General features: G+C 34.9%; 18 protein-coding genes and 3 tRNA genes. 8 read left to right on the top strand and 13 right to left on the bottom strand.

The genetic code is table 11. The annotated features are described in order from the left end of the window. Positions 1-329: 329 nt before the first annotated feature. Complete coding sequence (locus AABL85_RS10420; RefSeq protein WP_341310038.1) at positions 330-1,928, bottom strand: ABC transporter substrate-binding protein; 1,599 nt, start codon at positions 1,926-1,928, stop codon at positions 330-332. 89 nt (positions 1,929-2,017) lie between these two features. On the opposite strand from AABL85_RS10420, the gene mtaB reads away from it, so the two are divergent. Continuing rightward, positions 2,018-3,334 carry a tRNA (N(6)-L-threonylcarbamoyladenosine(37)-C(2))-methylthiotransferase MtaB gene (gene mtaB, locus AABL85_RS10415; protein ID WP_341310037.1) on the top strand — a complete coding sequence of 439 codons (1,317 nt, stop codon included), beginning with the start codon at positions 2,018-2,020 and terminating at the stop codon, positions 3,332-3,334. A gap of 302 nt (positions 3,335-3,636) precedes the next feature. On the opposite strand, the gene AABL85_RS10410 is transcribed toward mtaB, so the two are convergent. Continuing rightward, positions 3,637-3,918: a GNAT family N-acetyltransferase gene (locus AABL85_RS10410; RefSeq protein ID WP_006258736.1), complete on the bottom strand. Its 282-nt coding sequence runs from the start codon at positions 3,916-3,918 to the stop codon at positions 3,637-3,639. A 341-nt stretch (positions 3,919-4,259) separates the two neighbouring features. Here AABL85_RS10410 and AABL85_RS10405 point away from each other — a divergent pair, with 341 nt between their 5' ends. The 3 genes from AABL85_RS10405 to AABL85_RS10395 all read left to right on the top strand — a co-directional run bounded on the left by AABL85_RS10405 (position 4,260) and on the right by AABL85_RS10395 (position 6,141). Beyond that, entirely contained in the window at positions 4,260-4,937 is a 678-nt protein-coding gene (locus tag AABL85_RS10405; protein WP_341310036.1) for an alpha/beta hydrolase, read from the top strand. Then, positions 4,921-5,820, top strand: a complete 900-nt coding sequence (locus AABL85_RS10400) for a lytic transglycosylase domain-containing protein (protein ID WP_286414437.1) — start codon at positions 4,921-4,923, stop codon at positions 5,818-5,820. The genes AABL85_RS10405 and AABL85_RS10400 overlap by 17 nt, the downstream gene beginning before the upstream one ends. 117 nt (positions 5,821-5,937) lie before the next feature. Continuing rightward, on the top strand, positions 5,938-6,141 hold the full coding sequence (locus AABL85_RS10395; protein WP_006261845.1) for a hypothetical protein: 204 nt from the start codon (positions 5,938-5,940) through the stop codon (positions 6,139-6,141). Here the strand turns inward: AABL85_RS10395 and AABL85_RS10390 are convergent, their stop codons facing one another. From AABL85_RS10390 to AABL85_RS10370, 5 genes are all read right to left on the bottom strand, one after another. After that, entirely contained in the window at positions 6,142-6,924 is a 783-nt protein-coding gene (locus AABL85_RS10390) for an alpha/beta hydrolase (protein WP_341310035.1), read from the bottom strand. A gap of 70 nt (positions 6,925-6,994) precedes the next feature. Next, the gene (locus AABL85_RS10385) at positions 6,995-8,290 is read right to left on the bottom strand and encodes a HEPN domain-containing protein (protein ID WP_341310034.1); all 1,296 of its coding nucleotides are present in this window, start codon (positions 8,288-8,290) and stop codon (positions 6,995-6,997) included. 94 nt (positions 8,291-8,384) lie between these two features. Beyond that, positions 8,385-8,458 (bottom strand) — tRNA-Arg (locus AABL85_RS10380). Positions 8,459-8,489: 31 nt separating this feature from the next. After that, positions 8,490-8,564 (bottom strand) — tRNA-Pro (locus AABL85_RS10375). A gap of 7 nt (positions 8,565-8,571) precedes the next feature. Beyond that, positions 8,572-8,655 (bottom strand) — tRNA-Ser (locus AABL85_RS10370). A 279-nt stretch (positions 8,656-8,934) separates the two neighbouring features. Here AABL85_RS10370 and AABL85_RS10365 point away from each other — a divergent pair. From AABL85_RS10365 to AABL85_RS10355, 3 genes are all read left to right on the top strand, one after another. Continuing rightward, positions 8,935-10,113, top strand: a complete 1,179-nt coding sequence (locus AABL85_RS10365; RefSeq protein WP_341310033.1) for an acetyl-CoA C-acyltransferase — start codon at positions 8,935-8,937, stop codon at positions 10,111-10,113. A 79-nt stretch (positions 10,114-10,192) separates the two neighbouring features. Continuing rightward, the gene (locus AABL85_RS10360) at positions 10,193-10,954 is read left to right on the top strand and encodes a C40 family peptidase (RefSeq protein ID WP_286414430.1); all 762 of its coding nucleotides are present in this window, start codon (positions 10,193-10,195) and stop codon (positions 10,952-10,954) included. Between the two features lie 184 nt (positions 10,955-11,138). Continuing rightward, positions 11,139-12,488 (top strand): DEAD/DEAH box helicase, encoded by a 1,350-nt coding sequence (locus tag AABL85_RS10355; RefSeq protein WP_286414428.1) that lies wholly within the window; start codon positions 11,139-11,141, stop codon positions 12,486-12,488. A gap of 106 nt (positions 12,489-12,594) precedes the next feature. On the opposite strand, the gene AABL85_RS10350 is transcribed toward AABL85_RS10355, so the two are convergent. From AABL85_RS10350 to AABL85_RS10325, 6 genes are all read right to left on the bottom strand, one after another. Next, positions 12,595-13,932 (bottom strand): MFS transporter, encoded by a 1,338-nt coding sequence (locus tag AABL85_RS10350; RefSeq protein WP_341310032.1) that lies wholly within the window; start codon positions 13,930-13,932, stop codon positions 12,595-12,597. A gap of 80 nt (positions 13,933-14,012) precedes the next feature. Then, complete coding sequence (cmk, locus tag AABL85_RS10345; protein WP_341310031.1) at positions 14,013-14,699, bottom strand: (d)CMP kinase; 687 nt, start codon at positions 14,697-14,699, stop codon at positions 14,013-14,015. A gap of 319 nt (positions 14,700-15,018) precedes the next feature. After that, entirely contained in the window at positions 15,019-17,487 is a 2,469-nt protein-coding gene (gene lon, locus AABL85_RS10340; protein ID WP_341310030.1) for an endopeptidase La, read from the bottom strand. Between the two features lie 201 nt (positions 17,488-17,688). Further along, a complete protein-coding gene (locus AABL85_RS10335; RefSeq protein WP_341310029.1) occupies positions 17,689-18,660 on the bottom strand; it encodes a hypothetical protein in 972 nt (323 codons plus the stop codon). An 87-nt stretch (positions 18,661-18,747) separates the two neighbouring features. Continuing rightward, the gene (locus tag AABL85_RS10330) at positions 18,748-20,046 is read right to left on the bottom strand and encodes an MFS transporter (RefSeq protein ID WP_341310028.1); all 1,299 of its coding nucleotides are present in this window, start codon (positions 20,044-20,046) and stop codon (positions 18,748-18,750) included. A gap of 51 nt (positions 20,047-20,097) precedes the next feature. After that, entirely contained in the window at positions 20,098-20,913 is an 816-nt protein-coding gene (locus tag AABL85_RS10325; RefSeq protein ID WP_286414416.1) for a M48 family metallopeptidase, read from the bottom strand. A gap of 115 nt (positions 20,914-21,028) precedes the next feature. Between AABL85_RS10325 and AABL85_RS10320 the strand changes: the two genes are divergently transcribed. Further along, positions 21,029-21,895: an alpha/beta hydrolase gene (locus AABL85_RS10320; RefSeq protein ID WP_341310027.1), complete on the top strand. Its 867-nt coding sequence runs from the start codon at positions 21,029-21,031 to the stop codon at positions 21,893-21,895. The last annotated feature ends 2 nt before the right edge of the window (positions 21,896-21,897 follow it).

The following is a 21,897-nucleotide window of genomic DNA, read 5'->3' as shown; positions in this document are numbered from 1 at the left end:
ACTTACTCATAAAGTAACCTAAACCCTTAAAAAACCTAGTATTAACTTCCACTCCTTCGACAATACATGGACAATACCTTGAGAATGGTGGAGCTAGAAGCATGTTTGTCGAGCAATGCTTCTTTTATACACCACCTATCCTCCTCTAACAAGCTCATCTGAATAAGGGAAAACAATTTCGAAACTTCTCTAAATGATTTCATACTACCTATTCCTAAATACGTACAAAGCTTATATACTTCTAAAAACAAAAAAGTCAGTCCACACAAGATTGTGTGAACTGACTTTTTATATCCTTATCCCACAGTAGGTACTGCGGCGGGACTATATTATTCTTTGTAAACTCTCTTTAAAAATAAATTGTTCATAGGGTTAATGCCTAGTCCTTTTACACTCTGATGAGAGAACCTCGCTGCTCTGTCGTAAAACAAGATGATCGCGGGTACCTCATCTGCTATAATCTGATCCATCTGCTGATAGATACTATTTCGCTTCTCTTCTGACACTTCTTTAAAAGCTTGTTCATAGAGCTGATCAAACTTTTGATTAGCGAAGCGAGTATAGTTAGGTCCATTAGGTGCCTTGTTCTTTGAATAAAATAACGAAAGGTAATTCTCCGCATCAGGATAGTCTGCTATCCAACTCCCTCTGAAGAATGACACCTTACCTGATGCCATACCCTGTCGTAGAGAAGCTGGTGGTGTCACATCTACTATTACTTCTATCCCTAGTTTTTTCCACTCGCGTTGTAGATATTCTGCGATATCGAGATAGTTAGCATTCGTAGACAAGGTGATTTCTACCTTATTCTCCTTACTTGTCTTCTTATAATCATCTACTAGCGCCTTAGCTTCTTCTGGACGATAGAGTTTACCTGTACTAAAATGTCCCCCTAGACCCTGTGGTATAATTCCTCCTACTGCTCCATCTCCCATACCACTACGTAGATACAACAACATCTTGTTTCGGTCAAACCCCATATTTAAGGCTTTGCGTATTCTCACGTCTTGTATAGCACTAGGTGCTTCTAGGTTAAAGCCTAGGTACTCTGTATTTAGATAAGGCCCCGTCACCATCTGCACCTTATCCTTATACTTCGGATTTAGCTCACCATTCTCTGTGATAATATCATCCTTATAAGAAGTATCTAAGCCAGATATGAAATCTAGATTACCTTGCAAAAACTGTAAAAAACCACTCTGCTTATCTGGCAAAAATGTGATGGCTACTGCCTCAAGATAAGGTAATGCATTGCCTTGATCATCTCTTTCGAAGTAGTTAGGATTTTTGCGAAGGACTAGCTTAATGTTTTCTTCCCAAAATTTAAAATAGAAAGGTCCTGTACCGATCGGATTAGAACGAAAGTCTATCGCCTTGTCCTCTACTATCTCCCTAGGCACTACAGAGGCATACCTCATCGACAGCAATCCTAAAAATGCAGGAAAAGCTTCTTTTAATTCGATGCGAAAGACCGTATCATTAATTGCTTTAAAATTCTTTACCTTCTGGAATATCCACGCTCCTGGCGAAACCACATCTGCATCTAATACTCTGTTAAAACTGTATTCGAAATCACTAGCCACTACTGTACGAGTGCTATCTGCCCCAAAGTGGCTATGCTTGTGAAAATAGACATCCCTTCTCAACATAAAGTCATACTGCTTACCGTCTTCACTGATCGTCCATGACTTGGCTATATCTGCCTGTATATGCAGGCTATCGTCTAACTGCACTAGTCCATTAAAGAGTTGATTACACGGCCAGATGATAGCCATATTTCTTGCAAAAGCAGGGTCTAGTGTCTGAATATTAGCATTCTCGTTATATCTAAAAACTAATTTTTTATCTTGATCAGCTGTTTTTTTCTGACAAGAAAACGTCAGTGCACAGACACAAAATATTGAAACGTAATGAATTATTGATTTCATCAAACCGATTTTTGTACGTAAATTTGCAAACCTTTTCAATATTGAAAAAGTAAATATAATTCAAAGTTACTACTTAGTAAGTAATCATTATGGAAAATAGAAAAAAAGTAGCTTTTTATACATTAGGTTGTAAGCTTAACTTCTCAGAAACTTCCACTATCGCTAGAAATTTTGCAGAGGAAGGATTCGATAGAGTAGATTTCGAAGAAGTGGCTGATATATATGTTATCAATACATGTTCTGTTACAGAAAATGCAGATAAACAATTTAAGCAAATAGTAAAAAAGGCTCAGAAGAAAAACGATAAAGCTTTCGTAGCTGCTGTAGGATGCTATGCTCAATTAAAACCAGAAGAACTAGCTTCTGTAGATGGAGTGGACTTAGTATTAGGAGCGACAGAGAAGTTTAAAATAACAGATTACATCAATGACTTGTCTAAAAATGAAATGGGACAAGTACATTCATGCGAAATATCAGAGGCTGACTTCTACGTAGGGAGTTACTCTATAGGTGACAGAACACGTGCTTTCCTTAAAGTACAGGATGGATGTGATTATAAATGTACATACTGTACCATCCCATTAGCTCGTGGTATCTCTCGTAGTGATACTATGGATAATGTACTGAAAAATGCGGCAGAGATCTCTGCTCAGAACATAAAAGAGATCGTACTGACAGGAGTGAATATCGGTGACTATGGTAAAGGAGAGTTTGGGAATAAGAAACACGAACACACTTTCTTAGAATTAGTACAAGAGTTAGATAAAGTAGAGGGTATCGAAAGACTTCGTATCTCTTCTATCGAGCCTAACTTATTGAAAAACGAGACGATAGACTTCGTATCGAAAAGTAGAACATTCGTTCCTCACTTCCACATTCCTTTACAGTCTGGATGTAACGACATTCTAAAGAAAATGAAACGTCGTTACCTACGCGAACTATATGTAGAGAGAGTAGAGAAGATCAGAGAAGTGATGCCAGACTGCTGTATCGGTGTGGATGTGATCGTAGGATTCCCTGGGGAGTCTGACGAGAAATTCTTAGAGACATATAATTTCTTAAATGAATTAGACATTTCGTACCTACACGTATTTACATACTCTGAACGCGATAATACAGAGGCTGTGGATATGGATGAAGTAGTACCTATGAATGTACGTAATAAGAGAAGTAAAATGCTAAGAGGACTTTCTGTAAAGAAACGCCGTGCGTTCTATGAATCCCAAATCGGAAAAGAAAAAACAGTTCTGTTCGAAGGTGAGAATAAAGAAGGATATATCCACGGATTCACAGAGAACTATGTGAAAGTAAAAACACCATGGGATCCAGCCTTAGTAAATACGTTACACGCAGTGAAATTAACGAAAATAGATGAGGATGGTATCGTAAGATTAGAGTTTATCTAATAATAATATCTCTTTAATAAAATATCGAAAAAGTCAACTAATCTTTAGTTGGCTTTTTTTAGTCATTTACTTTTTTGTCTTGACACTAAAAAGTAACAGGACAGGGCATTAAAAAATGCCTAGTAAACATCTTTAGTGAATGAAACAGGCGGTATACAGTCTGTCTCATTTTATAATCTGTGTGAACTCAAAGAAAATAGAGACTATAAAAAAGCCTGTTTAGAATCTTCTAAACAGGCTTTTTTATATCATTACTCTATAGTCCTTATTATTTTAAAAGGCTATAACGTGTATAATATTACTTAGATACGGATACCAGGAGGTAACATCTCTTTATACGTAGGATTCTTTCTAAAGAAAGAAACAATCTTAGGATGTGTAGGTACTACTCTTAATCTCTTCTCTCTTAACATCTCCAAAATACCTTTTAAAAAATCAGATGCTTGTGTTGGCAAAGCTTCTTCTAGTCCAGTAAGTTTTGTAAGAAAAATTTTTCTCTCTTGTAGTGAATACTCTACACTAAGCAACCCTTGCTCAGTCTCATACTCGAACTGACGTAGTAACTCATTGTCTTTAATTTCCATTATATCTCCAAGTTTTTATGATTACAAAACAAATTATAATAACTGCTGTGCTTCCTAAAAAATTAGGAGGGTAAGTGTACACCTCTACCTTCTAACAACCAACTCATACACTAAAGCATATACCAATACCACAGGTACGTTTAATGATTATCTAAAATCACTAATATACCTCATGATATGTATACGATAAATCTGTACTTATTGGATTATTTCACGTTAGAACTGTAGTAAAAAATAAAATATCTAGTATTTCTTTTTTTAAGTTACTATAATCTCTATATTTAGCAAAGTTCGGGATTTTTTTCCACATAACCTTATAAAAACGATTTAAAATATTTATAATGAGCAAAATACCTATTTATTTCTTCCCAGGTATGTCCTCTACTTCTTTGATTTTTGAACATCTTTGTTTGAATCAAGAAAAGTTTGAAATTGTCTTTTTAGAATGGTTACCTATAAATAAATCCGAATCACTAGAACAATACACAAAGCGTTATCTCTGCCTCATCAAACGCGATAATCCTATTTTAATAGGTGTGTCTTTTGGTGGAATTATAGCTCAAGAAATAAGTAAATTAATTTCTGTAAGAAAGACAATTATTATTTCAAGCGTACGTTCTAATAGAGAGTTCCCTAAGCTCTATCACATTGCTAGAAAAACAGGACTCTATAAATGCTTACCTACATCTTTTATCCCTACTCTCTGGAGCCTTATCAAAAAAATAGCTTCAGAGAAAAAGAAGAAAAGATTAGTACTATATGACCGTTACCTCCCGATAAGAGATAAGGTATATGTAGACTGGTGTATAAGAGAAGTGCTACATTGGAAACAAGACAAACCATTAGCCAACGTAGTACACATACACGGAACTAAAGATGAAATATTCCCTTACAAGAATATACAATCTGCCATCGAGATAAAAGGGGGCACTCATGCGATGATTATCATCAAGCACAAATGGTTTAATGAAAATTTAGAAACGATTATACTTAAGAAAAATAATGAAAAAGACGCTTAGAACTGTATTTGTAACCGCTGCTATTATAGCTGTAGCTTCATCATTTATGTTTGCTACTACTATATCTAGCGCTACGGAGGATCATAATGAAGCTGCCTTACACGCTCATCCTCTACCGCTATCTGCTAACTTCGCTGGAGAAAAAGCTCCTTTAGACAAGATAGATGTAAAAGAAAGATTTGACCGAGAAATGATTATCAATACGAATCTTCACGGTACGACCATAACAACGATAAAAAGAGCACATAGATTCTTCCCTATCATTGAACCAATCTTAAAAAAGAATGGTATTCCTGATGACTTTAAATACTTATGCGTGATAGAGAGTGGACTAGCTAATGCGGTATCTCCTGCTGGAGCTAGTGGATTCTGGCAATTCATGAAAGGGACATCTAAGGACTTTAACTTATACATAGATGAATACGTAGACGAACGATACGACCTAATCAAAGTAACAGAAGCCGCGTGTAAATACTTCCAAAGTGCTAAAAACCGTTTTGGTAGCTGGACGATGGCTGCTGCATCTTATAACAGAGGGATGGCAGGTATGTCACGTGCCATGGAAAGTCAATATGTGGAGGACTATTATGACCTATTCTTAAACCAAGAGACTTCTAGATACGTATTCAGAATATTAGCCTTAAAAGAAATTATGTCTAACCCTGTAAAATACGGTTTTGACGTTCCTGAATCTGAAAAATATCCAATCGTACCTACTAAAAAAGTAACTGTATCTTACGATATAGATGATTTAGCTTTATTCGCAAAAGAACAAGGTATCAACTACAAATTACTAAAACTATACAACCCATGGTTAGTAAACACTAGTTTAAAAGTAAAAGGTAGAGTATACGAAATCGAAATTCCAACTAAAGGAATCTAATCTAGATATAAAGCCAAAACAAAGAGCGCTTATTTAATGTATTAAATAAGCGCTCTTTGTTTTTTTAATGCTTCTGAATTCTGTGTACCTTTGTACTTTAATTACATCTGTAGAATCATGGATAAACAACAATATATCAACAACGCATTCGAAATTATTCTTTCTAAGAATCTAAGTACACCTTTTCACCTAGATCCTGGAAGTACTGTTCCTGATCTAAACAAGTACTTAGAAAGCTTAAAAAGTGCTTACTTAAGTAGTGTTGACCCAAGACTAGAGAAACTATTCTATGACAAAATAGAAGCGTTAAAAGCACTGTAATTAAATGTTTTTTTGAAAGAACGACACTATTGCTTCTAGTGTCTGCTCTTTTATCTCTTTATGTGGAGTATGCCCTACATTAGGAAAAATAACCTTCTCTGCAATTCCTTGAGCCTTTGCTATTGTTTTCTCTACTTGATCAAGACTACCATACTCGTCTTGTTCTCCTTGTATAAATAACAATGGAGACAGTATTCCCTTCATCTCCTCTTCTACTGTCCAATCTTGATACTCTGGAGATAACCAAGTATCTACCCAAGCTCTGACTACATCATCTACCTTAGTTCCGTGATATTTCACTAAGCGCTCAGCTAAATCTGTAGTCTCATAAGCAGTCTTAGCAGCTTGCACTCCTTCTAAAGTTACTTTCTCTACAAAGATATGTGCTGCCTCAGCCACTAAGGCCAAAGTGTGATCTGGATACATCGCTGCAAACAACAAAGCAATAGACGCACCATCACTATGCCCCAATAAAGCGACATGCTCTAACTCTAACTCTTCCAACAAGTCTTTTAAGAATACAGCTTCTTGCTTTAGATAATCTTTTTCTCTCTTCGTAGTATCCATCTTATCTGACAGCCCGTATCCTACTCTATCATATACTAATACATCACACTGTAATCGTTCTGCTAGTAACTCTGGCCAATCTCTCCACAGGGTAACACAGCCTAAAGAATCATGCAATAATACTAGTGTGTACTTACTCTCTCCTTGATAAAAAAAGTGTTTATAAAAAATATTCTTTTGATTGACTAAGACACAATCTTGAATAGCTGTAATCATTTACGGTAAGTTTTATTGTCGTTAGTCTCAAAAATAAAAAGGATATCTGGGGTGTGCAATAGAAATTATACTACTTCTTACTACAATATTCTTCGAGTATAATATTAATCAGCGGATTACTAATACCTATTTCTCGCAATAAACAACAAATTAAGAGATATCTCATTTTTTCAGTCAATTGATACAATTCTTTACCTATTAAAATTTTATGACTTTCATGTGGTTCATAAAAGTGTGAATAATAATTTCTAGTATCAACAGCTTCTTTTACATTAATACTCCTTATAGCCTTCACTTCATTATTAAATATACGAATGATATCTTTATATCTTTCAGGTAATTTACGCCTAGACCTAGGATCAACTTCAACAAAACGATGATGGTAACCTTCTAATGCTTGTGCTATAATTAAATAATCAGTACTCTTGAAAGTCTTTTTATTAGGAATACTATCCATCAAATGTCTTAAAATTGGTATTACTTTATTGTCAAAACTAAACCACTTTACTAACATTTGAGAAAAAACATCTTCTATTGTACTCAATTGAAATAAATAACTATTTACATCATCTTTCTTTTTAAAATCATTACTATCATAAACATCCTGTCTAATAAATAATTCTACACCCTCGTCAGTCTTACTTACCTTATTATCTAAATCATGTTTATATAATCTTAATCTTAAAATTCTATTGATTCTAAAAGTAGCTATATTCAAAAACATTTGAAAACGCAAAACCTTATTCAACAGTTCAGAACAACTCACACTATTTTTACTTTCAAAAACAAGAAGTTGTTTTTGCATAATAATCACTTCTTCACTATGTACATTAGGATAAGAAACACTTGCACAAATAGTCATCATATAATCATCACCTATATTATATTCCTTATCACCTTCTAAACTAGAATATGATAAATTAAAACCTATTACCCTTTTATCTTCACTACAAGGAATATTTAATTGTAAAGGATAATAATTAACCCACGATGTAAGAGATTCTATATCAACTTTAATTTCTTTAAAACACTTATCCTCGATTGATAAGGTATGAATTCCCTTAAGGCATTGTCTAATATTGAAATATATTAAAGGGAATGTACTTGAAAAGTTAAAAGAACCTCCACCTCTACTAGAAACAAACAAAGTCCAATCTTTTCCATTACTGTCTTTTCCAAAAACAACATTAGGTATTGATTCTTTATCCTTTATAAATTCAACTAGAGAATTAGAACAATTAAGAATATCACCGAAAACTTTCAACTTAAACACCTCATTAGAAGCCAAATATAACTCTCCTGCTAACCGATGTTCTGGCGTTTCTGGCAACCACCAATAGCCTTCTATTATTAATTCTTTTTCCATATATTATTTCTAATTCTTTTTAATATTAGAAAGTTAATAAAAAAGATATACATTTCAGAAAACAAAAAAGCCTCAACTATCGTTGAGGCTTCTGTGATCCAATCAGGATTCGAACCTGAGACCTACTGCTTAGAAGGCAGTTGCTCTATCCAGCTGAGCTATTGGACCTAACCAAAAAACATTAAATGTTTTTCTTTCGTCGGGGTGGCAGGATTCGAACCTGCGACCTCCTGCTCCCAAAGCAGGCGCGATGACCGGGCTACGCTACACCCCGAAAGAAGCGGAGAGACAGGGACTCGAACCCTGGCATCGGTTACCCGATGACAGATTAGCAATCTGCTCCGTTACCACTCCGGCACCTCTCCGTTGCTAAGAGAATTACTTCTCTAATGCGGATGCAAACTTAGCACTACTTTTGGTTCTATGCAAGCTTTTGAAAGAAAAAATAACAAAAAAATATCACATAAAAACAAACCTATTCATAGTCAATGAAGTAAACACAAATAAAAAAAACATTATTTTTTTATTTCTTAGATAATTATCCGAATTCAAGATATTTTATGTATTTTCCCACATCTTTATTGAACCTTACAGAAGGTCTAAAGTTTTAAAACAAAAATCAAACTTAATTAATTCTATAAATTATGAGTAAAAAAGTAGTTATTGTTTCTGCTGCTAGAACACCGATAGGAAGTTTCTTAGGAAGTTTATCAACTGTACCTGCTACAGTATTAGGTGCTACTGCTATTAAAGGAGCACTAGATAAGATCAACCTTGATGCTAATCTAGTAGATGAAGTATTGATGGGGAATGTAGTTCAAGCAGGAGAAGGACAGGCACCTGCACGTCAAGCGGCTTTAAAAGCAGGTTTGTCTAAAGAGGTAGCTTGTACTACAATAAATAAAGTTTGTGCATCAGGTATGAAAGCTATTATGCAAGGGACACAAGCTATTATGGCAGGTGATGCAGAAATAGTTGTAGCAGGTGGAATGGAGAATATGAGTATGATTCCTCATTATGTACACATGCGTAATGGTAACAAATTTGGTCCTGCAACTATCATTGATGGTTTACAAAATGACGGTCTAGTAGATGCTTATGACAATAATGCTATGGGAGTATCTGCAGACTTATGTGCTAGTACACACAATATCTCAAGAGAAGAACAAGATAACTTCGCTATTAAATCTTATGAGCGCTCTGCAAAAGCATGGGATGCTGGTAAGTTTAACAACGAGGTAGTTCCTGTATCTGTACCTCAACGAAGAGGAGATGCAATCGTAGTTTCTAAGGATGAGGAATACACAAATGTAAAATTAGATAAGATTACTTCTTTACGCCCTGCTTTTACAAAAGAAGGAACTGTAACTGCTGCTAATGCTTCTACTATCAATGATGGAGCTGCTGCTGTAGTAATCATGAGTGAAGAAAAAGCATTAAGCTTAGGATTAAAACCTCTAGCTTATATCAGAGGATATGCAGATGCTGCTCAAGAGCCTGAGTGGTTTACTACTGCTCCTGCTAAAGCATTGCCTAAAGCGCTTAAAAAAGCGAATGTAGCTATCGAAGATGTGGACTTCTTCGAATTTAACGAGGCGTTCTCTGTAGTTGGTATTGCGAATACCAAATTACTTAATATCGATCCAGAAAAGGTAAACGTAAACGGTGGAGCTGTTTCTTTAGGTCACCCTCTAGGATGTTCTGGTGCTCGTATCATCGTAACATTATTAAGTGTATTAGAACAAAACAATGCAAAAATAGGAGCTGCTGCTATCTGTAATGGTGGTGGTGGTGCATCAGCATTAGTTATCGAAAGAGCTTAATTTTTAATAATATATTCAAGATGAGTTTGATTAGTTCAAACTCATCTTTTATTTTTGTACTTTAATTCAAACCTATATTATGTTTGCATATTGCAACCTTGCCATTGTACCCTTAAGACTTGAACCAAGCGACAGAAGCGAAATGGTATCTCAAGTCCTTTTCGGTGAACACTTTACTATTTTAGAAAGAACAGAGAAGTGGTCGAAAATAGAATTAGCTTTCGACAAGTACCAAGGTTGGATAGATAATAAACAATATCAAGAAATCTCTGAAGAAGATTATAAATACCTTCAAAACACATCTGTTATTCACTCTGCCGAGTTAGTAGACTTTATTTCTTCCAATAACAACCATTTAATGGCAGTACCGCTTGGCAGCTGTCTTACAGGGTTAAAAAAGAATAGTATCAATACAGATAACTTCACTTATGAAGGACTGACCATCACAGGTCAATTTACAAAACAAACTTTTTTAAAGACTGCGTTTATGTACTTAAACACTCCTTACTTATGGGGAGGGAAAACGCCTTTCGGAATAGACTGTTCTGGTTTCACCCAAATGGTTTACAGAATCAATGGATATAGAATTCCCAGAGATGCCTCACAACAAGCAGCTATAGGAGAAGCCTTAAGCTTTATAGAGGAAAGCGAAATAGGCGATTTAGCTTTCTTTGACAATGCTGATGGAAATATCATCCATGTAGGTATAATCATGGAGAACAACTATATTATACATGCTCATGGAAAAGTACGTATAGACCGATTAGATCATTTAGGAATTTACAATATCGACTCTGGAAGACATACTCATAAATTAAGGGTAATCAAAAAAATTATTTAATCCTATAACGAGTTTATATCTCCACTTTTCTAATGGGGATCACAATTCGTTACGAGGACTTACATAATTGCTTTTTTATTGACTATTTTAGTCTATTTAGTTCAAAAACTATTCGTTAAGACAATAGAAAGTATTTGATATTGCAAAAAAAATAAACGTATCTTTGCTGCAAATATCGACATATATGAATACTTTCGAGCAATTTAATCTACCGAAAGCACTTGACAAAGCTCTTAATGAGCTTAATATTATTTCACCAACACCTATACAAGCTAAATCATTTCCAGTTATTCTTTCTGGAAGAGACATGATGGGTATTGCCCAAACAGGTACAGGAAAAACATTCGCCTATCTTCTTCCTATCTTAAAACAATGGAAGTTTAGCCATGCCGATTCTCCTAGAGTAGTTATACTAGTACCTACACGTGAGCTTGTAGTACAAGTGGTGGATGAAGTACAAAAACTTACAGCCTATATGTCTGTAAGGACATTAGGGGTATATGGGGGTACCAATATCAATACACAACGAAAAGCTGTCTATGAAGGTGTAGATATCCTGGTAGGAACACCTGGACGTATGATGGATTTGGCTCTAGACGGAGTATTGCGTTTTGATAACTTACAGAAGTTAGTTATTGATGAATTTGATGAGATACTAAACTTAGGTTTTAGAACTCAACTTACGTCTATCCTTACAATGATGAAAGGAAAACGTCAAAATATCTTATTCTCTGCTACTATGACAGAAGAAGTAGACGAAGTACTGGACGAATATTTTGACTTTCCTGAAGAGGTTTCTCTTGCTCCTTCTGGAACTCCATTAGAAAATATAGATCAACAGATATATAATGTACCTAACTTCAACACGAAGTTAAATCTATTAATGCACTTACTTAATAACAAAGAAGAGTTTAATAGAGTACTTATCTTTATCAATAGTAAACGTCTTGCAGATGTTGTAATGGAAAAACTAGATGCAGCCTTTCCTGAAGAGTTCACTGTAATTCACTCTAACAAATCTCAGAACTTCCGTATGAGGTCTATGGCTGAGTTCCAAGCGAATGAACTAAGAGGACTTCTAACTACAGACATTATGGCTCGTGGACTTGATATTTCTGATATTAGCCACGTAATCAACTTACAGTTTACTGACTCTCCAGAACAATATATTCACCGAATAGGACGTACAGGGCGAGCTGATAAAAAAGGTACAGCTATTTCTATCGTAGACCCTAAAGAGGAAGAAGTAAAATTAGCTGCTGAGATTTTGATGGAGAAAGAACTTAGGGTAATGACAATTCCAGAGGAAGTAGTTATCTCTGAGTCTCTTATGGAGTTTGAAAAATCGAAGTTAAAGTCTAAACAACTTGCTAAGGTTAAAAAACCTATCGAAAAAGGAGCTGCTTTCCATGAGAAAAAAGATAAAAACCAAAAGGTAAATCTTGGAGGTCCTGGTAAACGTAATCCTCGTAAAACCAAGCCTCGTAACAGAGCTGTAGAAGCTAAAAGAGCTGCTAAACGCAAAAACAAATAAGAAATCAAACCATAAAAAAAGCGTGCTAAATCAAGATTTAGCACGCTTTTTTTATATCTAAACATATTCTCCTCTAATCTCTTAAAAGAAAGAATACATCATTTACTTATTTCATGTTTTCTTCCACAGCCTGTGGGTTGTGTTTATACTTAAATATAATAGCAAACAATATAGTCACCACTAAGGCATATCCAGCGAATATAAGCCATGAATGTCTCCACCCCTCTAATTGCAGAGTAACATCTTCTTGACTATATACAAAGTGATTCACAATGTACTGAGCGATAAGCATACCTATTGTTGCTCCAAAACCGTTAGTCATCATCATAAATACCCCTTGAGCAGAAGAACGAATATCTTCACTTGTCTCATTATCTACATATAGAGAACCTGATACATTAAAGAAGTCAAATGCAATTCCGTAAACAATCATAGACAAAATAAACATCCATACTCCATTTCCTGGATCACCTACACCAAAGAATCCAAAGCGTAGAACCCAAGCAAACATTGACATCAACATTACTACTTTAATACCAAACTTTCTTAGAACAAATGGAATCAATAAGATACACAATGTCTCTGAAACTTGAGATAATGAGATTAACGCATTAGCATTATGTGCTCCCCAAGAATCAGCGTATTCTGGTACTTTGGAGAAACTTGTGATAAAAGGATTGGCATATCCATTCGTTATCTGTAATGACACTCCTAACAACATTGAGAAGATAAAGAATACAGCCATTTTCTTCTCTTTAAACAAACTGAATGCCTTTAACCCAAATGCATCTGCTAAACTCTGCTTCTCATTAGATTTATTAATAGGGCAATTAGGTAATACAAAACTGTATAAGAAAAGAACTATTCCTAAAACACCAGATACAAAGAACTGATAATAATTAGACTGAAAACTTTCAAAAGCGATATCTCCTCCAAAATTAAAACCTAAAGAACCATCACTGTGGAACCCAAAAAAGTTAACAAACAACATCGCACATATAAAACCTACTGTACCAAAAGTACGTATAGGTGGAAATGCTTTAATTGTATCGAGATGGTTTTGTTTTAAAATTGCATAAGAAGTCGAATTAGACAAAGCTATTGTAGGCATAAAGAAAGCTACACTACAAGTGTAAAGTGTAAAGATTGTAGTAAAGTCTACATCGCCTCCTGCTATAAAACCGTAATAACCTGTAGCAATCATAAAAATAGCTGCGGCTAAGTGATTCAATCCTAACAACCTCTGAACTGGTATCCATCTATCAGCTACTATTCCCATGATAGCAGGCATAAAAATAGATACTATACCTTGCATAGCATAAAAAAGACCAATCTTAGGCCCTAGCCCAACTGATCCTAAATAGTTACCCATAGATGTTAAATAAGCTCCCCAAACAGCAAATTCGAGGTAACTCATCAACGTCAATTTTGCTTTTACATTCATTACGTGTGATATTATTTCTGTGTTATTAGTTTAAGAGTTTACGCCCTTAAACCTCGTTTTATAAGTGTGTTTATATTAATTTATTTAATTCTTTTTTGCGCTAAATCCAGAATTAAATCAAACTGTTCTTCTATAGTTAAATTAGAATTATCTACCTCTATAGCATCACCTGCCTTTACTAGTGGTGAATCTGCTCTGCTTGTGTCTATTTTATCCCTTTCTACTACATTCTGAAACACTGCATCATAACTCACATTAGGATCTTTTTCCTTCAATTCATCAAAGCGTCTTTGAGCACGTATTTCTGGAGATGCAGTCATAAATATCTTTAACTCTGCATCAGGAAACACAACTGTACCTATATCTCTTCCATCCATTACTACTCCCTTAGACTTACCTAAGTTTTGTTGTTGTTCTACCAACTTTCTCCTTACCTCAGGTATTTCTGCTATCTGACTTACGAACTGTGATACTTCTAAACTGCGTATTACACCTTCTACATTCTCTTGGTTTAAAAACACTTCTGCAAAACCTTTTTCAGGATTGTACTCAAAGTGTAATTCTACTGATGGTAATGATTCTATTAATCCTTCTTTATTGAAGTAATTTTCTTTTATCAAGCCTTTTCTCATTGCAGACAAAGTAACTGCTCTATACATAGCTCCTGTGTCTATATATACATAGCTAAGAGACTTTGCTAATGATTTCGCTAATGTACTTTTCCCGGTAGAGGAAAAACCATCAATCGCTATAGTAATCTTTTTCAAATTGAAAAATTTAAAATTAGTTTAAACTCATTGAATTGTCAAATATAGTAGTATTTATAACCTTTCGTATCTTTTTAAAAACACTTTATAAATAGCTCTTTTTAATCAAAACACCTTTTTAATACGTTCACTATAAAACAAATACTAAAAAAGCACCTTAAAAATACAACTATTTTCTACAATAATGGCTAGCAAAAGTAAGTTAATCTGTAAAAATTCACATCATTTTAAGGGGACAAAATACAGTCTAGAGCCTTATAAAACGAAAAAAAGCCTCACTTTATAAAAGTGAGGCTTTCCTTGTCCTATCTAATAAGTTTTACTTGTTAGCTACTTCTAGCTTCTTAGCATTCTTTACCTTTTGATTTGTAATAGCAATCTCTAAAACTTCTTCCATCTTGTCTACATAATGGAATGTCAATCCTTTAAGATACTCTTCTTTAATATCATCAATATCTTTTCTATTATCTTTACACAAAATAATCTCTTTGACATTAGCACGCTTAGCTGCAAGAATCTTCTCTTTTATCCCTCCTACTGGAAGCACCTTACCTCTTAAGGTAATTTCTCCAGTCATCGCTAAATTCTTTTTCACTTTGCGTTGAGTAAATGAAGACACCATAGACGTCAGCATCGTAATACCCGCACTAGGTCCGTCTTTAGGAGTTGCCCCTTCAGGTACGTGGATATGTATCTTATAATTGTCAAACACTTCTTGAGCAATACCTAACTCTTCTGCATGAGCCTTAATATACTCTAGTGCTATAGTAGCAGATTCTTTCATCACTGTACCTAAGTTACCTGTGATAGAAAGCTCTCCTTTACCTTTAGAAATAATAGATTCTATATATAAAATATCCCCTCCAACACTAGTCCATGCTAACCCTGTTACAACACCAGCTACATCATTATTCTCATACTTATCATTCTCAAAGCGCGGCGTACCTAAGATTTTTTTGATATCCTCTTCTGTCATCTTCACATTATACTCCTCTTCCATCACGATATTCTTAGCTACACCTCTAGCGATATGTGCTAGCTGCTTATCTAAACCACGTACTCCAGACTCTCTTGTATAATTCGTAATGATAAACTCCATCTGTTTTTTACCAATCACAACATCTTTAGAAGTAACTCCATGTGCCTTTAATTGTTTATCTAACAAATGCTGTTTACCTATCTCTACTTTTTCTTCTATCGTATACCCCGTCATCTCGATAATCTCCATACGGTCTCTCAATGCAGGCTGTATAGTACTTAAACTATTAGATGTCGCGATAAACATCACTTTAGACAAGTCATATCCCATTTCTAAGAAGTTGTCATAGAACTCGTGATTTTGTTCTGGATCTAATACTTCTAATAATGCAGAAGAAGGATCTCCATTATGACTAGAAGATAACTTATCTATCTCATCTAGTAAAAACACTGGATTAGATGTCTTTGCCTTCTTCAGACTCTGGATAATACGTCCAGGCATAGCACCGATATAAGTCTTTCTGTGTCCTCTGATCTCTGCCTCATCGCGTAACCCTCCTAGAGAAATACGTACATACTCACGACCTAATGCATCTGCTATAGATCTACCGATAGAGGTCTTACCTACTCCTGGAGGTCCATATAGACATAGAATAGGAGACTTAAGGTCATTTCTTAACTTAAGGACTGCCATGTGCTCTAAGACACGCTTCTTCACCTCTTCTATTCCATAATGATCTTTATCTAACTGCTTCTGAGCATTTTTTAAATTAAAGACATCTTTAGAATAATGATTCCAAGGCAATTCTAAGAACAGCTCTAAATAGTTTCGTTGAATACCAAACTCAGCCACTTGAGGGTTCATTCTTTGGAACTTCATTAACTCCTTATCGAAGCGCTCCTGTACTTCCTTAGACCACTTTTTATTAGCAGCTTTCTTACGCATCTCTTCAAACTCCTCTTCATTCGAAAAACCACCCAATTCTTCTTGGATCGTTTTCATTTGTTGATGTAAGAAATACTCTTTTTGCTGTTGATCTAGATCGACTCTCACTTTCGTCTGAATATCGTTGCGCAGCTGAAGCTTTTGCAACTCTAAAGTCATCATCTTTAAAGCTTCTAAACCTCTAGCATTTAGGTCATCTATATTAAGTAATCGTTGCTTATCACCAATATCCATACTCATATTAGAAGACACAAAATTAATCAAGAACGATTCGCTAGAAATATTCTCAATAGCAAATGCTGCATCCGATGGTATATTTGGATTCTCTTTAATGATCTCTAAAGCAGTCTCTTTAATAGACTCAACAATTGCTGAGAACTCTTTATTCTTCTTACTAGGACGCTTCTCTTCACGAGCTACCACATTAGCCTTCATATAAGGTTCTTCCTGTGTCAATTCTGTGATTTCAAAACGTTTTTTACCCTGCAAGATAACTGTGATATTTCCATCAGGCAACTTTAATAACTTGATGATACGAGCCACTGTACCTGTATGGTATATCTCATTGATACCAGGATCATCAGTACCTTCATCTATCTGTGCTACTACACCTATCGTTTTATCCCCTTTATTTGCTCTATTTAATAATTCAATAGACTTATCTCTACCTGCTGTAATAGGAATCACTACACCTGGAAATAATACCATATTTCGCAATGGTAATATCGGAAGTGAGGTTGGTAATTCTTCTTTATTCATCTCCTCTTCATCTTCACTTGAAAAAATCGGAATAAACTCTGAATCTCCATCTCCTAAATCTTGTAACGACAAGTTGTCAAATGTTATTATTTTTTGATTTGCCATATGTATTTTTACGTCATTTTGTCAGTTAACAATTTTATTTCGACATAGCCCAATTACAACCACACCCATAACTAACTGATTACCAACAAAAAAATTAATTTTTAATTGTTCTACCTATATAATATTTCAATCTTTATGCCATAAAAAAATCCTTACTATTATGGCAAGGATTTTTTGTCTTTTATGTTAAAATACAAAATATTATTTACTTGGAGAAGAAATAATTATAACAGAAAAATCCCCATAAGTGATTTTTACTTTTTTATCTTGATCCTCTTCTTCCACTCCTACTAAATTAGCTTCAAATCTACCTTTTAATAAAAACTTATTTGGATCCTTTTCATCTCGCTGTGCATAATCAAAACGCAAGAAACCTTCGTTCTCACCCACATCCTTAGAAGTGTACTTAACTCCATAAGGAGAAGTGTACTCTACATTAAACCATCCTAGTTTCTTAAACTCTTTAGGATCATTCGATACTACTATATCTTCATTATAAGGAAAATCCAACACTATCTTCTGTGTCTTCTCTACTCCATCTATACTAGACACATACGCTCTTCCGCCCTTTACTTCTACAGATTCCTCAGGATTAGTAAAAGGCTCATTATCTGCAAATGCTTCTAAATATGTAGCTTCTTTTCTAACAAAAGGAATATCTACAAAGCTTCCACTTATAGGAAATGACTTTAAGTCTGGGTTATTTTGATTACTAGGCATCATACGCTTAATGTCAAAATCACCTGATACTACTCTTGCTTTTCTATTAATATTACCGATAGACATAATCCCTGTCACGATATTAGGACGCAATGTATCCTTCGTTGTATACAGTAGCTTATTCTCCCACGAATAGTAATTACTCTCATTCACATTTGTAGGAAAGTTACCTGACTGAAACTTTAAAGTTCTAAGTATCAACTCATCATTTTCAAAATTCTCACTTCCTGCTAACTTCACTTTTATTTCTAAACGTCCGTTTTTATCTAACTCAGCCACTATTCCTTCACGCATAAGGATAGTCTCTCCTTGATTATGAATAGTCATAATCGGCTTACCTACTCCCTGCTCCCCTTCTATGATAGTATCATACGATTCATTATCACATGAAGCTACAGTCATAGCGGTGATAGAAAATAAACTAATTGCTAATATTCTAAATGTCTTTTTCATATTATAACTTACTATTCGTAAAGTAATCAATTTTTAAAAATATTTCAATAACAAAAATACAATCTTATTTCTTTTTTAATACTAATTCTACTTTTTATTAGGTATTCTTAATAACAGAACAAAACCTACAGCAAAAAACAGGATCAAAAACAATATAGCATTCTGCATCTTACCAGTGATATCACTTACCAGCCCATACATAGACATCCCTAGCACAATACCTAGCTTCTCTGTCACATCATAAAAGCTAAAGAAGGAAGTCGTATCAGTAGTCTCCGGCAATAGTTTAGAATATGTAGATCGAGATAATGATTGTATCCCTCCCATTACTAATCCCACAAAACTAGCTGCCACATAGAACTCATTAGGCGTGATTATAGTATATGCATATAGACATATTATAATCCATAACGCATTTAATACACATAACGTATAAATATTGCCAATTTTTTTTGACAATAGAGAAGTCAAATAGGCTCCCGCTACAGCTACTAACTGAATCATCAGTATACTTAATATTAAGCCTGTCGTACGCTGAGTATCATTTTCCCATGCGATTTCTTTTTCTCCAAAGTAGGCTGCGATTACCATCACTGTCTGTACTGCCATACTATAGACAAAGAAAGCAACTAAATATCTCTTCAGAGCAACATATTCTTTTAGCTCTCCCCATACTTTTTTTAACTCTCTAAAGCCTTTAAAGAATAAAGATCGGGTAATTTTCTTCTCATTTTTAAAATCAGGTAAATACTTAAAAGTATAAAGGCTAAATCCTATCCACCACAGACCTACAAGTATAAATGAGAAGCGCATAGCTGTCATTGCAGTAGTAAAGCCAAAGGTGTCATACTTCATCACTAACAATAAGTTTAACAGAAGTAGTATAACACTGCCTATATACCCTAGCGCATATCCCTTTGCGCTTATTCTATCCTGCTGCTCTGTAAAAGCGATATCTGGAAGGTATGAATTATAAAATACTAAGCTTCCCCAAAAACCTATTAACCCAAACATATAGATCAATAAGCTCAACAACATATAATCTAAACTAAAAAAATAAAGAAGCATACACGATATAGACCCTATACCACAGAACAGTTTCATAAAAAACTTCTTATTCCCTAAATAATCTGCTACTCCTGATAATATAGGCGACAGTATACATACTATTAAGAATCCTATCGCAGTGATATAACTGATAATTGATTCACTCTTAATAGAGGTTCCCCAAAAATCAAAACTATCAATATTTAACTCTCTAAATAGAGATCCATAATACAACGGAAAGATAGATGACGAAATAACTAAGGCATATACTGAGTTGGCCCAATCATAAAACGCCCATGCATTTAAAAGTTTTTTATCCCCTTTTACAAAACTTTTCATAGTCTATTCTATTTAAAAAAATAAGCTACCAGAAGGTAGCTTACTCTATTTTTATCTTCCGAAAGATACACCAAATTTTGCTGCTTCAGCTTTTGCTTCAGGAATTAATTTCTTCAAATTAGCTATACGCTCTTCATTACTAGGGTGAGTACTCATCCATGAGCTCCCACCTCCACTGCCATCTCTAGCAGCCATTCTACTCCAGAAACTAACTGCTTCCTCAGGATTATACCCCGCGATAGCCATTAGTGTCAATCCTATCTTATCAGCCTCTGTCTCATGTGATCTACTGAATGGCAACATTCCTGCCACATTACTACCATACCCGTATAGCCCAGCGCTTAACTGCTTTGTAGTAGCACTAGATTTAGCAGTAGCAGCATCTATTGCCACAGCTCCAGCCTGCTGTAGCATTCCAGCACTCATGCGTTGTTGTCCGTGATTAGCTAACGCGTGAGCTACCTCATGCCCCATCACTACAGCTATCCCAGCATCTGTCTGGCAATAAGGCAAAATACCGGTATAGAACACTATCTTACCTCCTGGCATACACCACGCATTCACTTCCTTATCATCTACTAAGTTATACTCCCATTTATAATCATTAAGATAACTTCCATACCCATTAGCTGTCAACCAAACTTCTGCTGCTTTCTTAATTTTTACACCAACGTCAGCTACGCGTTGTGCATCTTTTGTCCCTTTTATCACCTTATGTTCCTTTAAGAAAGTATCATATTGTGAAAAAGACATTGGAAACAACTCAGCATTAGAAGTAAACGCCATAGTTTTTTTTCCTGTAAAAGGATTTGTTGCACAAGCAGTTAACAACAAAATAGTTCCGATAGAGAATACGATTTTTTTCATTATTTTTTATTTTCAAAATTAATAGGAATTCGCATAATTCAAAAACTTTTACTTTTATAATAATTCTTTTAGATTCTTTTATTTTGTAATTTTACCTCCTTAGAACATTATTATAATGCAAAGTCAAAAACCAAAACAATCGCTTGAAATACCAAAAAGCATAATAGTAATAGGAAAAACATTACAATTATTTTCAAATAACCTAGCGACTAGATTTGCTCAGAACTTATTCATCACTCCTCTTAAATTTAAACCACCAAAAAGAGAGAAGGAGATGTTTGATAAAAGTGTTGTCACAAAAATAACTGTACCTGCACTGCGCAAAGACATCGTTGTATATCAATACGGAACCAATAAAGCTGCTGATAAAAAAGCTCTTTTGATACACGGATGGAATGGTAGAGGTACACAGCTAGTAACTATCGCTAATATGCTAATGAGAGCTGGATATGACGTCGTAAGTTTCGATGCACCTGGTCATGGTAAGTCTCCTAAGACGAAGACTAATATGACTGAGTTTATCGCTTCTGCATTCGAAGTAGAAAAGCAGTTCGGTCCATTCGAACTCGTTATCGGTCACTCACTAGGAGGAATGACTACTATGAATGCTCTTAGAGGTGGTCTAAAAGCTAAAAAAGCAGTCATATTAGGAAGTGGAGATGTAGTAAAGGATGTAATAGATGATTTCGTTAAACAAATAGAACTAAAACCTATTATCGCTAAAAAGATTCAAGAGCGATTCGAAACTCAGTTTAATCAAACTATGGAGAGCTACACTGTGCATCTAGCAGCAGAGGAGATTGACATTCCTCTTCTAATTATGCATGACGAAGATGATCTAGACGTAAATGTAAGTGCTGCTTACGCGATCAAAAAACACAGTAAAAATGCAGAACTTATGATTACTTCTGGTCTAGGTCACCGCAAGATCTTAGGAGATAAGAAAGTCATAGAACGCATCAAATCTTTCATAGAGCAATAAAA

It is taken from the genome of Myroides odoratimimus (assembly GCF_038039805.1).
GTDB classification, from domain to species: Bacteria; Bacteroidota; Bacteroidia; order Flavobacteriales; family Flavobacteriaceae; genus Flavobacterium; species Flavobacterium odoratimimum_B.
The sequence above is the reverse complement of the archived record's forward strand: the minus strand, read 5'-3'. Positions and strand labels throughout refer to the sequence as shown.

Coding starts and splice junctions, on each gene's coding strand:
- AABL85_RS10385 (WP_341310034.1), bottom strand. CDS start 8,290: ATGGAAAAAGAATTAATAATAGAAGGCTATTGGTGGTTGCCAGAAACG.
- AABL85_RS10360 (WP_286414430.1), top strand. CDS start 10,193: ATGTTTGCATATTGCAACCTTGCCATTGTACCCTTAAGACTTGAACCA.
- AABL85_RS10395 (WP_006261845.1), top strand. CDS start 5,938: ATGGATAAACAACAATATATCAACAACGCATTCGAAATTATTCTTTCT.
- AABL85_RS10410 (WP_006258736.1), bottom strand. CDS start 3,918: ATGGAAATTAAAGACAATGAGTTACTACGTCAGTTCGAGTATGAGACT.
- AABL85_RS10350 (WP_341310032.1), bottom strand. CDS start 13,932: ATGAATGTAAAAGCAAAATTGACGTTGATGAGTTACCTCGAATTTGCT.
- AABL85_RS10355 (WP_286414428.1), top strand. CDS start 11,139: ATGAATACTTTCGAGCAATTTAATCTACCGAAAGCACTTGACAAAGCT.
- AABL85_RS10325 (WP_286414416.1), bottom strand. CDS start 20,913: ATGAAAAAAATCGTATTCTCTATCGGAACTATTTTGTTGTTAACTGCT.
- AABL85_RS10320 (WP_341310027.1), top strand. CDS start 21,029: ATGCAAAGTCAAAAACCAAAACAATCGCTTGAAATACCAAAAAGCATA.
- lon (WP_341310030.1), bottom strand. CDS start 17,487: ATGGCAAATCAAAAAATAATAACATTTGACAACTTGTCGTTACAAGAT.
- AABL85_RS10400 (WP_286414437.1), top strand. CDS start 4,921: ATGAAAAAGACGCTTAGAACTGTATTTGTAACCGCTGCTATTATAGCT.
- AABL85_RS10390 (WP_341310035.1), bottom strand. CDS start 6,924: ATGATTACAGCTATTCAAGATTGTGTCTTAGTCAATCAAAAGAATATT.
- AABL85_RS10330 (WP_341310028.1), bottom strand. CDS start 20,046: ATGAAAAGTTTTGTAAAAGGGGATAAAAAACTTTTAAATGCATGGGCG.
- AABL85_RS10405 (WP_341310036.1), top strand. CDS start 4,260: ATGAGCAAAATACCTATTTATTTCTTCCCAGGTATGTCCTCTACTTCT.
- AABL85_RS10365 (WP_341310033.1), top strand. CDS start 8,935: ATGAGTAAAAAAGTAGTTATTGTTTCTGCTGCTAGAACACCGATAGGA.
- mtaB (WP_341310037.1), top strand. CDS start 2,018: ATGGAAAATAGAAAAAAAGTAGCTTTTTATACATTAGGTTGTAAGCTT.
- AABL85_RS10335 (WP_341310029.1), bottom strand. CDS start 18,660: ATGAAAAAGACATTTAGAATATTAGCAATTAGTTTATTTTCTATCACC.
- AABL85_RS10420 (WP_341310038.1), bottom strand. CDS start 1,928: ATGAAATCAATAATTCATTACGTTTCAATATTTTGTGTCTGTGCACTG.